The organism is Pseudonocardia sp. (assembly GCF_025965585.1).
Lineage (GTDB): Bacteria > Actinomycetota > Actinomycetes > Mycobacteriales > Pseudonocardiaceae > Pseudonocardia.
On record NZ_JAOPWR010000236.1, the window covers coordinates 15,306 to 31,528 of the forward strand.

General features: G+C 69.8%; 14 protein-coding genes and 1 pseudogene. 10 read left to right on the forward strand and 5 right to left on the reverse strand.

The window, feature by feature from the left end:
• Positions 1-16: 16 nt before the first annotated feature.
• Positions 17-3,259 (reverse strand): carboxyl transferase domain-containing protein, encoded by a 3,243-nt coding sequence (locus JWR81_RS15225; protein ID WP_297652042.1) that lies wholly within the window; start codon positions 3,257-3,259, stop codon positions 17-19.
• Between the two features lie 82 nt (positions 3,260-3,341).
• Here JWR81_RS15225 and JWR81_RS15230 point away from each other — a divergent pair, with 82 nt between their 5' ends.
• A complete protein-coding gene (locus JWR81_RS15230) occupies positions 3,342-3,974 on the forward strand; it encodes a TetR/AcrR family transcriptional regulator (RefSeq protein ID WP_297652045.1) in 633 nt (210 codons plus the stop codon).
• A gap of 210 nt (positions 3,975-4,184) precedes the next feature.
• Here JWR81_RS15230 and JWR81_RS15235 read toward each other — a convergent pair whose 3' ends face one another.
• Together JWR81_RS15235 and JWR81_RS15240 are read right to left on the reverse strand one after the other, a co-directional pair.
• Positions 4,185-4,466, reverse strand: coding sequence for a carboxymuconolactone decarboxylase family protein (locus JWR81_RS15235; protein WP_297652048.1), 282 nt, complete (start codon positions 4,464-4,466; stop codon positions 4,185-4,187).
• 213 nt (positions 4,467-4,679) lie between these two features.
• On the reverse strand, positions 4,680-5,333 hold the full coding sequence (locus tag JWR81_RS15240) for a helix-turn-helix domain-containing protein (RefSeq protein ID WP_297652050.1): 654 nt from the start codon (positions 5,331-5,333) through the stop codon (positions 4,680-4,682).
• A 50-nt stretch (positions 5,334-5,383) separates the two neighbouring features.
• On the opposite strand from JWR81_RS15240, the gene otnK reads away from it, so the two are divergent.
• From otnK to JWR81_RS15285, 9 genes are all read left to right on the forward strand, one after another.
• Entirely contained in the window at positions 5,384-6,640 is a 1,257-nt protein-coding gene (gene otnK, locus JWR81_RS15245; RefSeq protein ID WP_297652052.1) for a 3-oxo-tetronate kinase, read from the forward strand.
• Positions 6,637-7,251, forward strand: coding sequence for a class II aldolase/adducin family protein (locus JWR81_RS15250; protein ID WP_297652055.1), 615 nt, complete (start codon positions 6,637-6,639; stop codon positions 7,249-7,251). The genes otnK and JWR81_RS15250 overlap by 4 nt, the downstream gene beginning before the upstream one ends.
• Positions 7,252-7,520: 269 nt before the next feature.
• Complete coding sequence (locus JWR81_RS15255) at positions 7,521-8,600, forward strand: cytochrome P450 (protein ID WP_297652058.1); 1,080 nt, start codon at positions 7,521-7,523, stop codon at positions 8,598-8,600.
• Positions 8,601-8,617: 17 nt separating this feature from the next.
• Entirely contained in the window at positions 8,618-9,394 is a 777-nt protein-coding gene (locus JWR81_RS15260; RefSeq protein ID WP_297652061.1) for an SDR family NAD(P)-dependent oxidoreductase, read from the forward strand.
• Positions 9,391-10,611 carry a CaiB/BaiF CoA-transferase family protein gene (locus tag JWR81_RS15265; protein ID WP_297652065.1) on the forward strand — a complete coding sequence of 407 codons (1,221 nt, stop codon included), beginning with the start codon at positions 9,391-9,393 and terminating at the stop codon, positions 10,609-10,611. Before JWR81_RS15260 ends, JWR81_RS15265 begins: the two co-directional genes overlap by 4 nt.
• A gap of 1 nt (position 10,612) precedes the next feature.
• Positions 10,613-11,527 carry a hydroxymethylglutaryl-CoA lyase gene (locus JWR81_RS15270; protein ID WP_297652068.1) on the forward strand — a complete coding sequence of 305 codons (915 nt, stop codon included), beginning with the start codon at positions 10,613-10,615 and terminating at the stop codon, positions 11,525-11,527.
• A gap of 31 nt (positions 11,528-11,558) precedes the next feature.
• The gene (locus JWR81_RS15275; RefSeq protein ID WP_297652071.1) at positions 11,559-12,902 is read left to right on the forward strand and encodes an MFS transporter; all 1,344 of its coding nucleotides are present in this window, start codon (positions 11,559-11,561) and stop codon (positions 12,900-12,902) included.
• The gene (locus JWR81_RS15280; protein ID WP_297652074.1) at positions 12,899-13,759 is read left to right on the forward strand and encodes a TIM barrel protein; all 861 of its coding nucleotides are present in this window, start codon (positions 12,899-12,901) and stop codon (positions 13,757-13,759) included. Before JWR81_RS15275 ends, JWR81_RS15280 begins: the two co-directional genes overlap by 4 nt.
• Positions 13,760-13,763: 4 nt before the next feature.
• Positions 13,764-14,582, forward strand: coding sequence for an enoyl-CoA hydratase/isomerase family protein (locus JWR81_RS15285; protein WP_297652077.1), 819 nt, complete (start codon positions 13,764-13,766; stop codon positions 14,580-14,582).
• 164 nt (positions 14,583-14,746) lie between these two features.
• On the opposite strand, the pseudogene JWR81_RS15290 reads toward JWR81_RS15285, so the two are convergent.
• Positions 14,747-15,723, reverse strand: a pseudogene (locus JWR81_RS15290) (IS481 family transposase); the annotation flags it as partial.
• 79 nt (positions 15,724-15,802) lie between these two features.
• A complete protein-coding gene (locus JWR81_RS15295) occupies positions 15,803-16,201 on the reverse strand; it encodes a VOC family protein (RefSeq protein WP_297652079.1) in 399 nt (132 codons plus the stop codon).
• Positions 16,202-16,223 lie beyond the last annotated feature (22 nt).

Sequence of the window (16,223 nt, forward strand, 5' to 3'; positions counted from 1 at the left end):
GCTCCTCTCACCCTCGTCACCAGGTGTCGATGTAGGACCGGGGCTGCCGGTCGGCATCCGGGCCCTGCCAGGCCGCGAGGGCATCGGTGATGACGCACCGCGTGTCGGCGGGGTCGATCACGTCGTCGATCTCGAATACCCGGGCTGCGTTGATCACCTTGCCGGCCTCGTAGTGCTCGGCGACCAGTTCGTCGTAGCGCCGCCGCCGCTCGTGCTCGTCGGGGATGGCTGCGAGCTCCTGGGAGTAGCCGAGCTGAACGGCTCCTTCAAGTCCCATGCCCCCGACCTCACCGGTCGGCCAGGCGACCGTCGCCAATGTCTCCCGGAAGCCGCCGGCTGCCATCGCCTGTGCGCCGAGGCCATAGCCCTTCCGGAGCACGACAGCGATCATCGGGACGCGCAGATGGGCACCGATCACGAAGAGCCGGGAGAAGTGCCGCACCGTCGCGCTCCGCTCGGAGTCGGGGCCGACCATGAACCCCGGGGTGTCGCACAGCGAGACCACCGGAAGCCCGTGCGCGTCGCACAACTGCAGGAAGCGAGCCATCTTGTCCGCCGCGTCGGCGTCGATCGCCCCGCCGAGGTGTCCGGGGTTGTTGGCCACGAGGCCCATCGGTCGTCCGTTGATGCGCACGAGCGCTGTGATGATTCCATGCCCGAATCCTCGGCGAAGCTCCAGCATTGAGTCGGTGTCGACGAGCCCGTCGATCACCTCGCGGACGTCGTAGGTCCGCATTCGGTTCTCCGGGACCAGGTGCCGCAGGACGCGCTGGTCCGCGTGGGTGTACTTCGCCTGATGGCCCTGGAAGTAGCCGAGATAGCGCTTGGCTACCTCGACGGCCTCGGCGTCGTCTTCCACCAGCACGTCGACGACCCCGTTGGCCACTTGGACCGACATCGGTCCGACCTCCTCTGGGGAGTAGCGGCCCAGGCCGCCCCCCTCGATCATCGCCGGGCCGGCTATGCCGAGCGTCGAGTCCTTCGTCGCGATGACGACATCGCAGCTGCCGAGAAGAGCCGCGTTGCCGGCGAAACAACGCCCGGTCAGCACACCGACGAGCGGAACCTGCCCGCTCAACCGCCCGAGGGCGGCGAACGTCCCGCAGTCCAGCATCGACGAGGTGATATCGGCGACGTCGACGTCACCTGGTCGCCCTCCACCGCCCTCGGCGAAGAGCACCACCGGCAGCCGCTGCCGCCCGGCGAGAGCCAGCATCCGGTCAGTCTTTCGATGCCCGAAGAAGCCTTGAGTGCCTGCGAGGACGGTGTAGTCGTACCCCATCACCACGCAGGGCCGCGGGTCGGCCATCGAGTCACCGTTCACGGTGGCCAGGCCGAGCACCATGCCATCGGCGGGCGTTGCTGCGGCGAGTTCGCTAACGGTGCGCCGCCGGCGCTGCGCGCCGATGGTCAGCGCGCCGTACTCGCGGAAAGACCGAGGATCGGCCAGCTCAGCGAGGTTCTCCCGGATCGTGCGGTGGCCAGTCCCGCGACGGCGCTGCACGGCCCCGGGTCGAGCAGCGTCGAGGACAGCGGCCTGCAGCTCCAGGAGCTCCGCGAGATCCGGTCGAACGTGCGCGAGGTCAACCTCTTCGACCTCCGGCCCAGAGTCGTCCGCGTCAGCGTTGACTTCGAGGTGGACGACGACCTGGCCCTCGCGCACCTGGTCTCCGGGTACGACGTTGACCTCGGTGATGACGCCGGCGGCCCCCGCGGTGACCACGTGTTCCATCTTCATCGACTCGATGACGGCGACCGCGGTCTTCGCTGTGACGGTCTCCCCCACCTCAATGGGCACGACCACCACCGTGCCGCCCAGGGGTGCGTGGACACCGCCTGCAGCGCCACTTCCGATGTGGACGGGTTCGGCTGTCACGTCCACGGGAAGCTCGTCGGCGATCTCGGTCATGAACGACGTGGTGGCCTCGCCGGACACGAAGGTCGGGTGGGTGAGCACCCCCTGCAGCAGGGCGGCATTGGTCGTCACCCCCTCGACGTGAAGCTCGGCGAGCGCACGGGCGGCGTGTGCCGCCGCGGCCGGGAAGCCACCGCAACGGGTGTGCGTGATGACCTTGGCGAGCAGCGAGTCGAAGGTGCCGTCAAGGACGAGCCCGGCCCGGGCGTGCGTGTCCACTCGCACCCCAGGGCCTCCCGGTGGCTCGAACCTGGTCAGGGTTCCGGTGGCCGCGTACGTCTCGCCGTCGGGCGCGCGCCGCTCCGCGTTGAGTCGGCTCTGGATCGCGAATCCGGCCGGGGCCGGCGCATTGTTCCCGGTCAGGCCCACATCCTCCAGAGATGCGCCAGTCGCGATACGAAGCTGTGTGGCGACCAAGTCGACACCCGCCACCTCCTCGGTCACGGTGTGTTCCACCTGCAGGCGTGGGTTCAGCTCGATGAAGGCCGCGTCGAGTTCGCCCGCCCTCAGCGCGTCGGCGTCGACGAGGAACTCCACCGTACCGAGGCTGGAGTAGCCGACCGCCTCCGTGAGGCGAACGGCCAGCGCACCCAGGTTGGCGCGCTGATTGTCGTCGAGCGACGGGCTGGGTGCGACCTCGATCAGCTTCTGATGGCGGCGTTGGACGCTGCACTCGCGCTCGCCCAGGTGGACCACCGTGCCACTGCCGTCGCCCACCACCTGGATCTCGATGTGCTTGGCTGCAGACATCAAGCGCTCGACGTAGAGTTCGTCATGGCCGAAGGCCAGGCTTGCCTCCGAGCGGCTGCGGGCGAACGCCTCGTCGAGTTCTGCGGGGTCGACAACCGCACGCATGCCTCGACCGCCGCCGCCGGCCACAGCCTTCACCATGATCCCACCGGGATTGTCGGCCAGGAACGCTCCCGCCTGCTCGAGCGAGACCGGGGCCGGCAAGGCGTCGAGCACTGGGACGCCGACTGACAGCGCGTGGGCGCGAGCTCTCGACTTGTTCCCGAACAGGGCCAGCACCTCGGGTGACGGACCCACGAACACGAGCCCCGCGTCGCGGCACAGTTCCGCGAAGTGGGCATCCTCGCTCAGGAAACCCGAGCCCGGATGGACGTGCGTGCAGCCCGCTTGCTTCGCGATCGCGACCATGGCCTCGCCGTCAAGATGGCCGGCGACGCCCTTGCCAGGCAGCGGCGACGACTCGTCGGCCAACTGCACGTGGAGGGACCCGGCATCCCCGCGCGTATAGACCGCGACGGTTGCTGCCCCGATACCGGCTGCCGCCCGCATGACACGCACAGCCACTTCACCCCGGTTGGCGACCAGGACCTTCATTCACCCACCCCACTGTCGGCGTCCTGGAGAGCATCGTTGACGTTGGCGTCACTGTCAACGCGGTCAGCCGTAGACTGCGCGAGTGACTGGGAAAGGCTGGGCGAAACGCGAGGCGCACTCACGGGAGGACGCCGAGCGACGCCATCAGCTCGTCGAGGCGGCTCGGAAGGTCTTCGAACGCCGTGGCTACCGGCTCGCCACGATCGCTGACATCACCGAGGAGGCGGGGTCGAGTCGCGCAACCTTCTACGTCTACTTCGCCAGCAAGATGGACGTCTTTCTGGTCCTCGCCGAGACAGTCCGCGCAGACTTCCTCGCAGCGCAGGACATATCCGACATTGACCCAGACGACCTAAAGCTGGTTCTGACGATCACGACTGAGAGGGCGCTCGCCGCGGCCGTGAAGCATCGGACACTGATCACGCTGCTGGATCACGAAGCCATCAGCGATCCGGACGTCAAGCGCATCTGGGGTGGGATTCGGGAGGGCACAATCGAGCGCACGGCGCGCTATCTGGCCGACGCCGGAAGTCGTGGCTTAGCCGATCTGCAGGCCGCGCCACAGACCATTGCGCGCATGGGCCTGGGGAGCATCGAGGCATTCGCGCTGCCCGTTGTCGATGGCCGGCTCGAACACACGGAAGCCGTGGAGGAGATCGTTCGACTGTACGTCCCCCTCGTCGGACTCAAGCGCACTGAGACGCTTCCAACTTGACGTCCTCGCAGGTGAGGCCACAGGGGCTGGGCAGCTGGCCGGTCGGGCGCAATGGCGTAACCTGCGGTCGAGACGGCGCATTCTGGTCGCGGCGCAGGTAGTTACCTACTTCGGATCCCAGCACACCGGACTACACGCTCCTGCACGTCACGGAAGGCATGGTCCCAAGCTCGCCACGGGCAGTCAATTTGCGCAGCCCATGACCGGACCTCATGCCGACAGCCCGCATTCCAACGGGTGACGTTCAAACGTCACCCCGCTGCCCCCGGAACCACCCTGGTGGACTGCAACACTCGGCTTGAGCCCGTCCGCGCCGACGACCTCCTTCCACGCGTCGAAGCCCGTCTGAAACGCGACGATCCCCGCCTCCGGCAGGCTGATCTCGATGGCCTCGAGGATCTCCTCGGGGCTGACGCCGAGGTCGAGCGCCACCCGGGTGTGGCTCTGGATGTGGCCCTTCGACGCCCGCATCACCGTGAGGCTGACGATCAAGATGAGCTCCTTGGTGCGCCGGTCGAGCCGGCGCAGATCCAGGTTGCGGCGCCGACAAGGCCGCACGAACGCGAGCCCAGGATGTCGGATACGACGCCGGCCCCTGAACGACTGGATCTCCAGCGACGGTCAAGCGCCACATCAAGTGCGGCCGCGCTGCGTAGCTACAGGGCGCCTTGCCTCTCGCCGATCTTGGTTGTCCCCCGGTCCGGGTCAGTCGGCGGCTGCGGAGCCCCACGTGGCCGCTTCGACGTGTCGCGCCGCGTCGCGGACACGAGAGCCGTGTAGCGCGCCAGGGCTCGGCGCCAGTCGCTGCAGGGGTCCGGACAGGCAGAGGGCGGCGACGATCTCGCCGTGGTGGTACACCGGCGCGCTCACCGAAGCGATGCCCGGGGTTCTAGTCCCGCTGGACTCGAGCCAGCCCTGGCCGGGTGGGATCGGAGCCCCGACCAGGACCTGCCCTGCAGACCCGTCCGGGAGGTCGAGGAAGCTCCCGACCGGGAGCGCGGTGCGTAGCTCTTCGCGCGATTCGACGCTGACTGCGCACATCCGCTGCGTCCCTCGGCGCACCCAGAGCTGGACCGATTCACCGGTGTCATCCCGAAGTGCCTCCAGCGCTGGGCCCGCGGTCTCGAGCAGCGGTGCGGTCGCGAAACGCGGCCCGAGATGGAAGCGGCCGTCTGCGTCCCGGCGCAACAGCTCGTGGGCCTGCAGTGCTCCCGTGAGCCGGTGGGTGGTGGACATCGTCATCGCGAGGGCTCGTGCGAGCTCGCTGGTGCTCATCGGTCTCGTCTCGACGGCGTCGAGGACCGAGACGGCCTTGTCGAGGACCCCGACACCTGTTGCTCTCGCCCCGGGAGTTGCCATAATACGAATCCTAACTTCCACATAGTGGCAATCGCAAGAGAGGGTCACCCATGGATCAGGACGGCACGCGACTCCCGGTGCTCGGCTGCATCGCTGATGACTACACCGGTGCGGGGGACGTCGCCAGCGCGCTACGACGCGTCGGCCTGCGGGTGGCTCTCCTGTTCGGGGAACCAGGCGGTGAGCTGGAGATCCCGGTCTGCGACGCCCTGGTCGTCGCCCTCAAGACTCGCACCGCACCGGTGCCGGTCGCCCTGGCGAGCTCGGGCCGGGTTGCGGCGTGGATGTCCGAACGTGGCGTGCAGACCGTCTACTTCAAGTACTGCTCAACCTTCGACTCCACCGATGCGGGCAACATCGGGCCGGTCGCCGAAGCCCTGGCCGAGAAGGCCCGGCACGTGACGGTCGTGTGTCCCGCCACCCCGGAGCACGGTCGCACCGTCTACGCCGGCCACCTGTTCGTCGGTGAGCGCCTCCTCGCGGAGACGAGCATGCGGGACCATCCGCTGACGCCGATGACCGACTCCGATCTGGTCCGCGTGCTGGGGCGGCAGGTCCGCGTCCCTCCCGCCCTGATCGGCCTCGACGTCGTCCGGCGTGGCCCCGATGCGGTGTCCCGTGAGCTCGCCGCCCTGACCGGCCGCGGCGTCCGTCTCGTCGTGGTGGACGCGACCGCGGAGCAGGACCTGCGAACGGTCGCCGAGGCCACCCGCGGGCACGCGGTGCTCACCGGCGCGGCGGGTCTGGCCCGCCAGGCAGGAAGCGTCCGTGCAGAACAGCTCGGGTTCGGGGACGGCGTCCCGGTTCGCCCGCTTCCAGGTGGACCATCGGTGATCGTGGCCGGCAGCTGTTCGGCGGCGACCCTGGAGCAGATCGCGCTCGCGCGGGAGCACATCCCGGCGTTCCGTGTCGACCCCCGCAGAGGGGTGGACGTCGGGGGCCTGACCGGTGAGGCAGTCGCCTGGTTGGACCGCAACCTGACCGACTCCCAGGACGCCCTCATCTACTCGTCCGTCCCTCCCGAGCAGCGCCGCGACGGAAGCGCCGACGCCGCCGTCGTCGAGCGGGTCCTGGCGAACGTCGCCGTGCACGCGGTGGAGCGGGGTGCACGTCGGCTCGTCCTGGCCGGGGGCGAGACCTCCGGAGCGGTGATCGAGGCGCTCGGGGTGCGGGCCGTCGAGGTCGTCGAGGAGGCCGACGTCGGCGTGCCCTGGACGAGGACGACAACCGATCCCGAGCTGGCACTCCTGCTCAAGTCGGGCAACTTCGGCGGCCCCGATCTCTTCCTGCGCGCAGTTGGCCGGTGACCCCGCACGACGAGCTGGCTGCCCGCGGCGCTTCGCTGTTCCGGCGCGGGCTCGCCCACGGGCGGACGGGCAACCTGAGCGTCCGGGTCGGCGACGAGATCGTCGTGACGCCCTCGGGTGTCGCGCTGGACGAGATCGATCCCGGGGCGTTGTCCACCGTCGCACTCGACGGCACTCATCTCGCCGGACCCGCCCCCTCCAAGGAGGCGTTCCTGCACGCCGCGGCGTACCGGGCTCGACCGGACGACTGTGCGGTCGTGCACCTGCACAGCGTGCACGCGGTGGCCGTCTCCTGTCTGCCCGACCTCGATCCCACCGATGTGCTCCCGCCGCTCACGCCCTACTACGCCATGCGGGTGGGGGTGATGCCGCTTCTGCCGTACCACGCTCCGGGCGACCGCACGTTGGAACCGCTCGCCGAGGCGGCGTCGACGGGGCACCGGTGCTACCTCATCGCGCGACACGGACCGGTCGTCGCGGGCTCTGACCTGGCCACCGCGGTGGATGCCGCGGAGGAGCTCGAGCACTCCGCGCGCCTGCATCTGATGCTGCGCTCCGAGCTCGTCCGGCCCCTGGACGACGCAGAGGTGCGGCGGCTGCGCGAACTCTGAGACGCCGAGGCCTTGTGCTCCGTCACTCGATGTAGCTACGTTGCATCTAGCCACAATATGGCATCCAGTTCCCAATATATGGCAGTTCTCGACGAGGAGGGTCTGTCGTGACCGCATCCGATGTCCGCGCCGCACTCGAAGCACCATTGCCGACCGACCCGGACGTGATCCGGACATGCACCCATGCGGAGGCCCGGGATTGCCTACGCAGCAATGAGCTGGAGTCGGCCCGCCACCTGACCGGGTGGCCGGTCATGGGCGGAGCCATCGTGACCGTCGACGGACCTGCGCACCGTTCCCGACGTCGCCTCGAGAGCGTGCTGTTCGGCCACACGCACCTGCGCCGCTACGAGTTCGAGATGCTGCAGCCGGCGGTCGACGCCGCATTGCGCCGGGCCGCGGCCGGACGCGACGACGACGGCATCGTGCGGGTCGATCTGGTGACGCTCGCCCGGCGCATCATGATCACGATCAGCGCCTCGATCGTCGGTCTCGACCTCGCCGATACCGACGAGGTCCGGCACCGACGGCTCGATGACTGCCTGGCCGGCCTCGTCCGCGGGGTGACCGTCGAGTGGACCCACGAGGACCGCGGCGCGGTGCTCGAGGACGCCATCGGCTGGAAAGAGGTGTTCGACCGGGAGTTCGTCGAGCCCGCCCTGGCGCGCAGGCAGGCGGCGCCCTCCGGCGCCACCGGAGAGGCCGAGCACTACCCCGACCTGCTGGCAGTGCTGGTAGCCGACGAGTCCCACGGCCTCGACCGGGCCGGGATCCTCACCGAGTGCGTGCAGTACCTCACGGCATCCTCGGGCACCACCGCCACCGCGGTCGTGCACACCGTTCACCACCTTCTGGCCTGGCTTAAAGCCCACTCCGAGGACGCGGGGCGCCTCGGCGACAGCGACTTCCTCCGCGCGGCCGCGATGGAGTCCCTGCGGTTGCATCCCGGGCCGCACCTGCTGCTGCGACGGGCCACCGCCGACGTGGAGCTGCGCGGACGCACCATCCCCACCGGGCGCCTCGTCGCCGTCGACGTCCGTGAGGCGAACCGCGACACCGAGGTCTACGGCGAACGCGCAGACGAGTTCGACCCCCGCCGCAGCACAGGCCCAGGTGTGGCCCCGGAGGGGTTCACCTTCGGGGGCGGCCGTCACGTCTGCATCGGGCGCCCCCTCGCCCTCGGCACCTACGGGCGTCGGGGAGAGGCCGAGGTCGACGGAACGATCGTCCGCATCCTGCGCAGCGTCTTCGCCGCCGGTGTGCGACCGAGCCCCGCTGCCGAACCCACCCGGGTCAACGGGGTCGAGGACCGCTTCGGTTCCTACCCCGTCCATCTCACCGCACTGTGACCGGATCGGAGAACCACGTGCCGGACTTCAGCGACTGCGTCGCGCTCGTCACCGGGGGAGGCGCTGGTATCGGCCGCGCCACCGCCGCGGAGCTCGCCGCCCGGGGAGCATCGGTGTCTATATTGGACATCGACCCGTCCGGGGCGCCCGAGGGCGTCCGCGGCATCGTCGCCGACCTTCGCGACAGCGACTCGGTGAACCGAGCCGTGCGCTCGGTGGCCGAGTCCGCCGGGCGTCTGGACGTGCTTGTGAACAACGCCGGCGTGAGTCATGTCGGGGGAATCGAGGACGGCGACCTCGACGAGTGGCACGCCCTGCTCGACATCAACCTTCTCGGCTACGTCCGCGCCACCCGCGCCGCCCTGCCCTATCTGCGCCGCTCCCCGCACGCCGCAATCGTCAACGTCGCCTCGTGCAGTGCCGCGTCGGGTATCCCGCGGCGGGCGCTGTACAGCGCGTCGAAGGGCGCGATCGCGTCGATGACGCTCTCGCTGGCCGCCGACCTGATCAGCGAAGGCATCCGGGTGAACGCGGTGAACCCCGGCACCGTCGACACCCCGTTCATGGACGACCTCGCCGCACGCACCGACGACCCGACCGCCGCCCGGGCCGCATTCCACGCCCGCCAGCCCACCGGGCACATGGTCGACCCGTCGGAGGTCGCGGCCGCGATCGCCTACCTCGCCCACCCGAGCAACCGCTCCGCGGTCGGCAGCGTCCTGACCATCGACGGCGGACTCGAGCGGCTGCGCACCACTCCAGCCGCCACCCCCGTGGAGGAGCCGTCACGATGACCCGAGCCGCCACCGACTCCGTCCAGACCCTGTCCGGGATCCGCGTCCTGGAGCTCGGCAACTTCATCGCCGCACCGACCGCGGGCCGCCTGCTCGCCGAGTTCGGGGCCGACGTGGTCAAGGTCGAGCGCCCCGACGGGGGGGACGAGCTCCGCCGCTGGCGCTTGCACGCAGGCGACACGTCCCTGCTGTTCCGCAGCATCGGGCGCAACAAGCGCTCGGTCACCCTCGACCTGCGGCACGCCGAGGGCCGGGATCTCGCCCTCTCGCTGATCGCCCAGTCGGACGTGGTGCTGGAGAACTTCCGGCCCGGCACCCTCGAGCGCTGGGGCCTCGGGCCGGAACAGATGCGGGCGGTCCGCCCCGATCTCGTCCTGGTCCGGATCTCCGGGTACGGCCAGACCGGGCCCTACCGCCAGCGCGCCGGATTCGGCGCCGTGGCCGAGGCCGTCGGCGGCATCCGTCACCTCACCGGCTATCCCGACATGCCCCCCGTGCGCACCGGCGTGGCAATCGCCGATTCGGTCGCAGGCCTCTACGCGGTGATCGGTGCACTGATGGGTCTGCTGCGGCGAGGCAGGGTGGGCGGCGGCGAGACCGTCGACGTGGCGCTGTACGAGGCCGTCTACTCGCTGATGGAGTCCCTGACCCCTGACTACGACGCGTTCGGGATCGTACGGGAGGCCACCGGCACCAGCATCCCCGGGACGGTGCCGTCGAACACCTATCGGTGTGCCGACGGGAAGTTCATCGTGATCGCCGGCAACGGGGACGCCATCTTCGCCCGGCTGATGCACCTGATCGGCAGGACCGACCTCGCCGACGACCCCGACCTGAAAGCCAACGCCGGGCGGGTTCCGCGCGTGCAGGAGCTCGACGACGTGATCGGGGAATGGACCGCGACGCTGGACGCCGGCTCCGCGCTCGAGGCGCTGGCCGAGGCCTTCGTGCCCAGCGGCCCCATCTACGACGTCGCCGACATCCTCGCCGACCCGCATTTCGCCGCCCGAGGGATGCACGAGGTCCACCCGGTCCGAATCGACTCGGACACCCCACGTCCGGTGACGTTCCCGGGCACGGTCCCCCGGTTCGAGGCCGGCGCGGGCACCACCCGCTGGATGGGCCCCGAGCTCGGGGAGCACACCGACGAGGTCCTCGCCGAGCTCGGCCTGGACGCACCCACCATCGCGGCTCTGCGCGAACGAGGAGTGATCTGACGTGCCGGAACAGGTCCATGTCACCGAGGTCGCGCTCCGCGACGGCCTGCAGATCGAAGCGATCGTCGTCCCGACCGACCGGAAACTCGAGCTCGCCCGAGGGTTCGTCCGAGCGGGAATCACCCAGCTCGAGGTGGGCGCTTTCGTGCACCCCCGGCTGGTGCCCACGATGGCCGACACCGCCGATGTCGTCGCCGGTGTGCGGGAGCTGCCCGCCATGGCGCACGCACTGGTCCTCAACCAACAAGGAGCCCGGCGCGCCGTGGCAGCAGGCGCGCAGTCGGTTCGCCTTGTCACGTCCGCCAGCGAAGGACACAGCCGCTCCAACGCCGGTGTCGGAACCGAGGAGGCGATGGACCGAATCAGGGCGGCCGCGGAGATCCTGAGCGCCGCCGGGATCCGGATGGAGGGGTGCGTGGCGACGGCATTCGCCTGTCCCTTCGACGGCGACACGCCCGTCGAGCGGGTCGTGCGCGTCGTGCAGAACTACGTCCGCATCGGCGTCGAGGTCGTCCACCTCTCCGACACCATCGGCGCCGCCTCGCCCGGTGACGTGCGCCGGGCGGTTACCGCCGTGCGGGAGCTGGTGAGCGAGCAGGCGCTGAGCCTGCACCTGCACGACACCTACGGCATGTCCGCGGCGTGTGTCTGGGAAGGCCTCCAGCTGGGGGTCCGCCGGTTCGACGCCGCCCTGGGCGGACTCGGGGGGTGCCCGTTCGCGCCGGGCGCCACCGGCAACATCGCCACCGACGACCTCGTACACCTCCTGCACCGCGAGGGGTTCGACACGGGCATCGACCCGAGCGCACTGGTCGAGCTGCGCGACGAACTCGCCATGGTCGTCGGCCACCCGCTCGACTCGTCCCTCGCACGCGCGTCGGCACGTCCCCAGGCGCGCAGGCTCCTCCCCGTCTGATCCCCTCCCCAACTTCATCGGAGGCCACGGCATGAGTGCTCTCGACAAAGACGTCGAGGTCGACCGGGCGACGCTGCGGCGCGTCATCGCGTCGAGCTTCACCGGAACCACGCTCGAGTACTACGAGTTCTTCGTCTACGCGACCATGGCCGCGTTGATCTTCAACCATCAGTTCTTCCCGACGATCGATCCCGTCACGGGCATGCTCGCCTCGTTCGCCACCTTCGCGGTCGGTTTCATCGCGCGGCCCATCGGCGGCATCCTGCTCGGGGCGCTCGGCGATCGTCTCGGCCGCAAGAAGACCCTGGTGTGGTCGCTGCTCTTGATGGGCGGCTCCACCGTCGCGATCGGCTTCATCCCCTCCTACGCGACCATCGGCGTGTGGGCGCCGGTGCTGCTGGTCCTGATGCGCATCCTGCAGGGCCTCGCCCTCGGCGGGGAGTGGGGCGGGGCGGCACTCATGCTGGTGGAGAACGCCCCGCGGGGCCGTCGCTTCGCGATGGGCAGCGTGGTGAACATGGGAACCCCCGGCGGACTGGTTCTGTCCACCGGCGTCATCGCGATCTGCGTGGCCGCCACCGGCGACGCCTTCGACCAGTGGGGCTGGCGGATCCCCTTCCTGTTCAGCGCCGTGCTCATCGCCATCGGCTGGTACATCCGCAATAAGGTCGGCGAGACCCCCGAGTTCCGTCGCGTGATGCAGGAGGCCGAGGTCCGCAAGCCGGCGCGCACCCCGATCCGTGAGGTCCTGAGGTCGCACTGGCGCGACATCGCGCGCATCTTCCTGATCTGCTCGCCGTCCAATGCGGTGTACTTCATCGTCGCGACCTACACCCTGAACTACGCGACCTCCGCGCAGGGCCTGAGCCCCGACTCGCTGATCGCGGCACAGTTCGTCGCGGCCGCGATCTACCTGGTCGTGCTCCCGTTCTGGGGCATGCTCGCCGACCGGGTCGGCCCCCTGAAGGTGATCATGGCCGGGTGCGTGATCTCGGCGCTGTTCGCCTTCCCCTACTTCATGCTGCTCGAGTCCGGGTCGTTGTTGCTGACCTTCGTGGGGATGGCGTTCGCCCTGATCTTCATCCACGGCACGTTGCAGGCCCCGCAGGCCGGGCTGTTCGCCGAGCGCTTCGACGTCCGGATCCGCTACAGCGGGGTCGCCTTCGGCCAGGCCATGCCCACCGCGATCGTGGGCGGGACCGCCCCGTTCATCGCCACGCTGCTGTACTCGCTGACCGGCACCACGTACCTCATCTCGGCCTACATGCTCTTCTTCGCCCTGGTCGGGGCCGTGACGACCTATCGCTGGAAGCGGAGTCCGGGCCCCGCTCCGCAGGGCACGCCGGCCGCCGTGGTGCGCGAGGCCACGCCGTGACCGCCACCAGCCCGGCGGAGGTCCGCTACGCCGCCAACCTCACGCTTCTGTTCGCCGAGCTCCCGCTGCTGGAACGTCCTGCCGCGGCCCGGGCCGCCGGGTTCGAGCAGGTGGAGTTCTGGTGGCCCTTCGCCACCGACCCGGCGCCGCCCGCGGCGACCGTCGACGCCTTCGTCGACGCGGTGGGCGCCGCCGGCGTGTCGCTGCTGGCGATGAACCTGTTCGCCGGCGACATGCCGGCCGGCGAGCGCGGGGTCCTGTCCTACCCCGCGCGCACTTCCGAGTTCCGGGAGAGCGTCGGGGTCGCGATGGACATCGCCCGGCGGCTAGGCGTCCGCCTGTTCAATGCGCCCTACGGTCACCGCAGTTCCGATGTGGACACCGATATCCAGGACCGGACCGCGACCGAGAACCTCGTCTTCGCCATGACGGCCGCTCGGGAGCTGCACGGGACGATCCTCCTGGAGCCGCTCAGCGGGATGCCCCGCTACCCGCTCAAGACCCTCGACGACGCCGTCGGCGCGCTCGACCGCGTCCGCGCGGCCGGTGGTCCGAACAACCTGCGCCTGCTGCTCGACCAGTACCACCTGGCCGCCGGCGGGCATGACCTGGCAACCGGTATCGACGCACACGGTGACCTGATCGCGCACGTCCAACTCGCGGATGTCCCCGGCCGGGCGGAGCCCGGCAGCGGGTCCTTCGACATCGTCGGCACGGTGCGGAAGCTGCTCCGCCGCGGTTACGACGGTGCTTTCGCCCTCGAGTATGTGCCGCCGGACTCGACCTCTGCGTCGCTTGCACGGTGGCGGGACGAGCTTGGCCGTTGGGCGGACACCACAGCTGACGAGAAGGGATAGGACCGTGGAAGGTGTGCACAACTCCGCGCCACGCGAGATCATCTCCGGTTCCGGGTTATACCGTGCGCGCCACGGAAATCGGATCGAGCTCGTGCTGGCCCGCGGGCATGTCGGGAACACCCTCGACGCGGTGGCGCTGCACGCGGCGAACACGGTCCTGCGGGAGGCGCGGGACGACGACACCATCGCCGGGCTCGTCCTCCGGTCGACCGCCACCAACTTCTGCTCCGGGGGCGACTTCTCCGACCCAGGTCGGCCCGGCGAGCTGTCGCCCGACTACGGACCACAGATCGAGGAGTTCACCCGACTCTGGTGCACCCGGCAGTATCCGGTCCTTGCCGTCGTGGACGGGCCAGCCCGAGCATTCGGATGTGCGATCGCGCTGACCGCCGACCTGGCGGTCGTCCGGCCGGAGGCAACCTTCGCACTGCCCGAACTCGGCAACGGCCTCGTCCCGGTCTACGCCATCGCGCTGCTGCGCCACCGTCACGGCTCGGCGTTCATCCGCGGCCTGACACTGACGCGCCGCGCCCTGAGCGCTGGAGAGGCCCACGCGTCGGGCATCGTCAGCGACCTCGCAGACGGGGCGGAGGAGTCCGCGGCCGCCGTGGCGGCGTACGTGGCCTTCTGGGACGCCGTCGGCCCGACCGTGACCCGGCACGCGATGCGGACCATGGCCCGCTTCGACTCCGCAGCCTCCCTCGAAGAGACGCTCCACATCGCGCGGGAAGGCCTCACGGGACTCCTCGAGCGGGTCCGGCGCCGAGAGTCGAGCCAGAGCTATCTCGACGCGGACCGCGCACCATCCCCGGCCGCCGAGTGACGCGAGGAGTGCCCGGCGGTCATCTGTTGCCGGTCGAACGCTAGGTGTGGTGTCTCGGGACCTTGGTTACACGAGGTCCTCGAAGGTGAGCTGCTGCGGGATGTCCGCAAGTGGTTCGGGCGGCAGGTCGAAGGCGATTCGGTAGTCGCTCCCGGCGGTCCGGCTGATTGGGGGGGTCGGCCGCCGAGCGCGGTGTGCGGCCGCTCGCGGTTGTAGTTGTTCACGAATTCCGCGAGCGCGAGGCGGCGTTCATGCTCGGCTGTGTAGTCGCGGACGTACGCCCACTCGGGGGTGAGCGTCCCGTTATACCTTTCCACCTTCCCGTTCGTGCGCGGCGTGTGCGGCCTGGTCCGCTTGTGCTTCGTACCGGTCGCGGCGAGTGCGTCAGCCCAGGTCGTAGACCGGTAGCACGCGCCGTTGTCGGTGAGGCAGCGGCGGATCGGTGTGATGCCGTGGGCGGCGAAGAGGGCAACGGCCCGGTGCCAGAAGGCGACCGCGGTGACGGCCTTCTCATCGTCCAGGGCCTCGGTGTAGGCGAGCCGGGAGTGGTCGTCGAGCGCCGAATGCCGGTACGTGTATCCGACCTTGCCTGTGCCGGGACCGGTGCGTTCGGAGGCGCGGGCGGACTCGGTGCCGACGCCGTGCATCCGCCAGCCGCCGCCGGTCGGGATGCCTCCGAGCTTCTTGACGTCGACGTGGACCAGGTCGCCAACCCGGTCGTGCTCGTAGCGGATGACCTCGCGCAGCTGCTCGCCGGTTGGTGGATCGAGGTCCCGGAGCCGGTTGAGTCCTCGCCTCACCAGGATGCGGTGCACGGTCGCCGGCGCGACGGTGATGCCGTGCAGCTGTTGAAGGTCGGCGGCGAGTCGCGCGGGGCCGTACTTGGTCTGTCGCCGCAGTGCCTCCACCAGGTCAGCGATGTCCTCGAGGGTGCGGGCGGTGCTGGTGGCGGGCGGGAGGAGTGGTCGAGCAGTCCGTTCTCGCCGTGCGCGCGCCAGCGGGCGTACCACTTGGCCAGGCAGTGGCGGGAGATTCCGGCTTCCGTAGCGACGTGTGCGATCGGACGTCCGGCGTCGATCCGCAGGCACAAGCGCAGACGTCCTTCGGGGATCAGCGGTGCGTTCCGATGTCCCCTGTTGATGGCGCTCCTGGACTCGGCGACCGCGTTCACCGGGAGCCCTGGGATCTCATGGCTCCCGCGTGAGCGGCAGTGCGTGGTGTCAACGTGCGAACTTTTCGATGGCCGCCGGGGTGACGGGGGTGAAGAAGTTGACGAGGTTGCCGTCGGGGTCGCGGAACAGCAGCGACCGGTTGCCCCAGGGCATCGTGGTGGGCTCGGTGACGAAGTCGGTGACGAAGCTGGTCAGGTTCTGGTGAACGCGGTCCACGTCGTCGACGAGGAACTCGGTGATCACGCTGTGGTTGTCCGCCGGGCGGGCGGAGCCCGGGGCGAACAGCGGGACGGTGCGGGTGCCAGCGATCGCGAGGGTGGCGCCCGCGGTCTTGAGTTCGGCGAAGTCTTCGGTGGCCCACGTCGCCCGCGCCCCTGTGGCTCGCTCGTAGAACTCGACGAGGCGCGCGACGTCGCTGGTGATGATGCGGATCGAGACGAAGTCCATGGGAATCTCCTTGGCTGTGCTG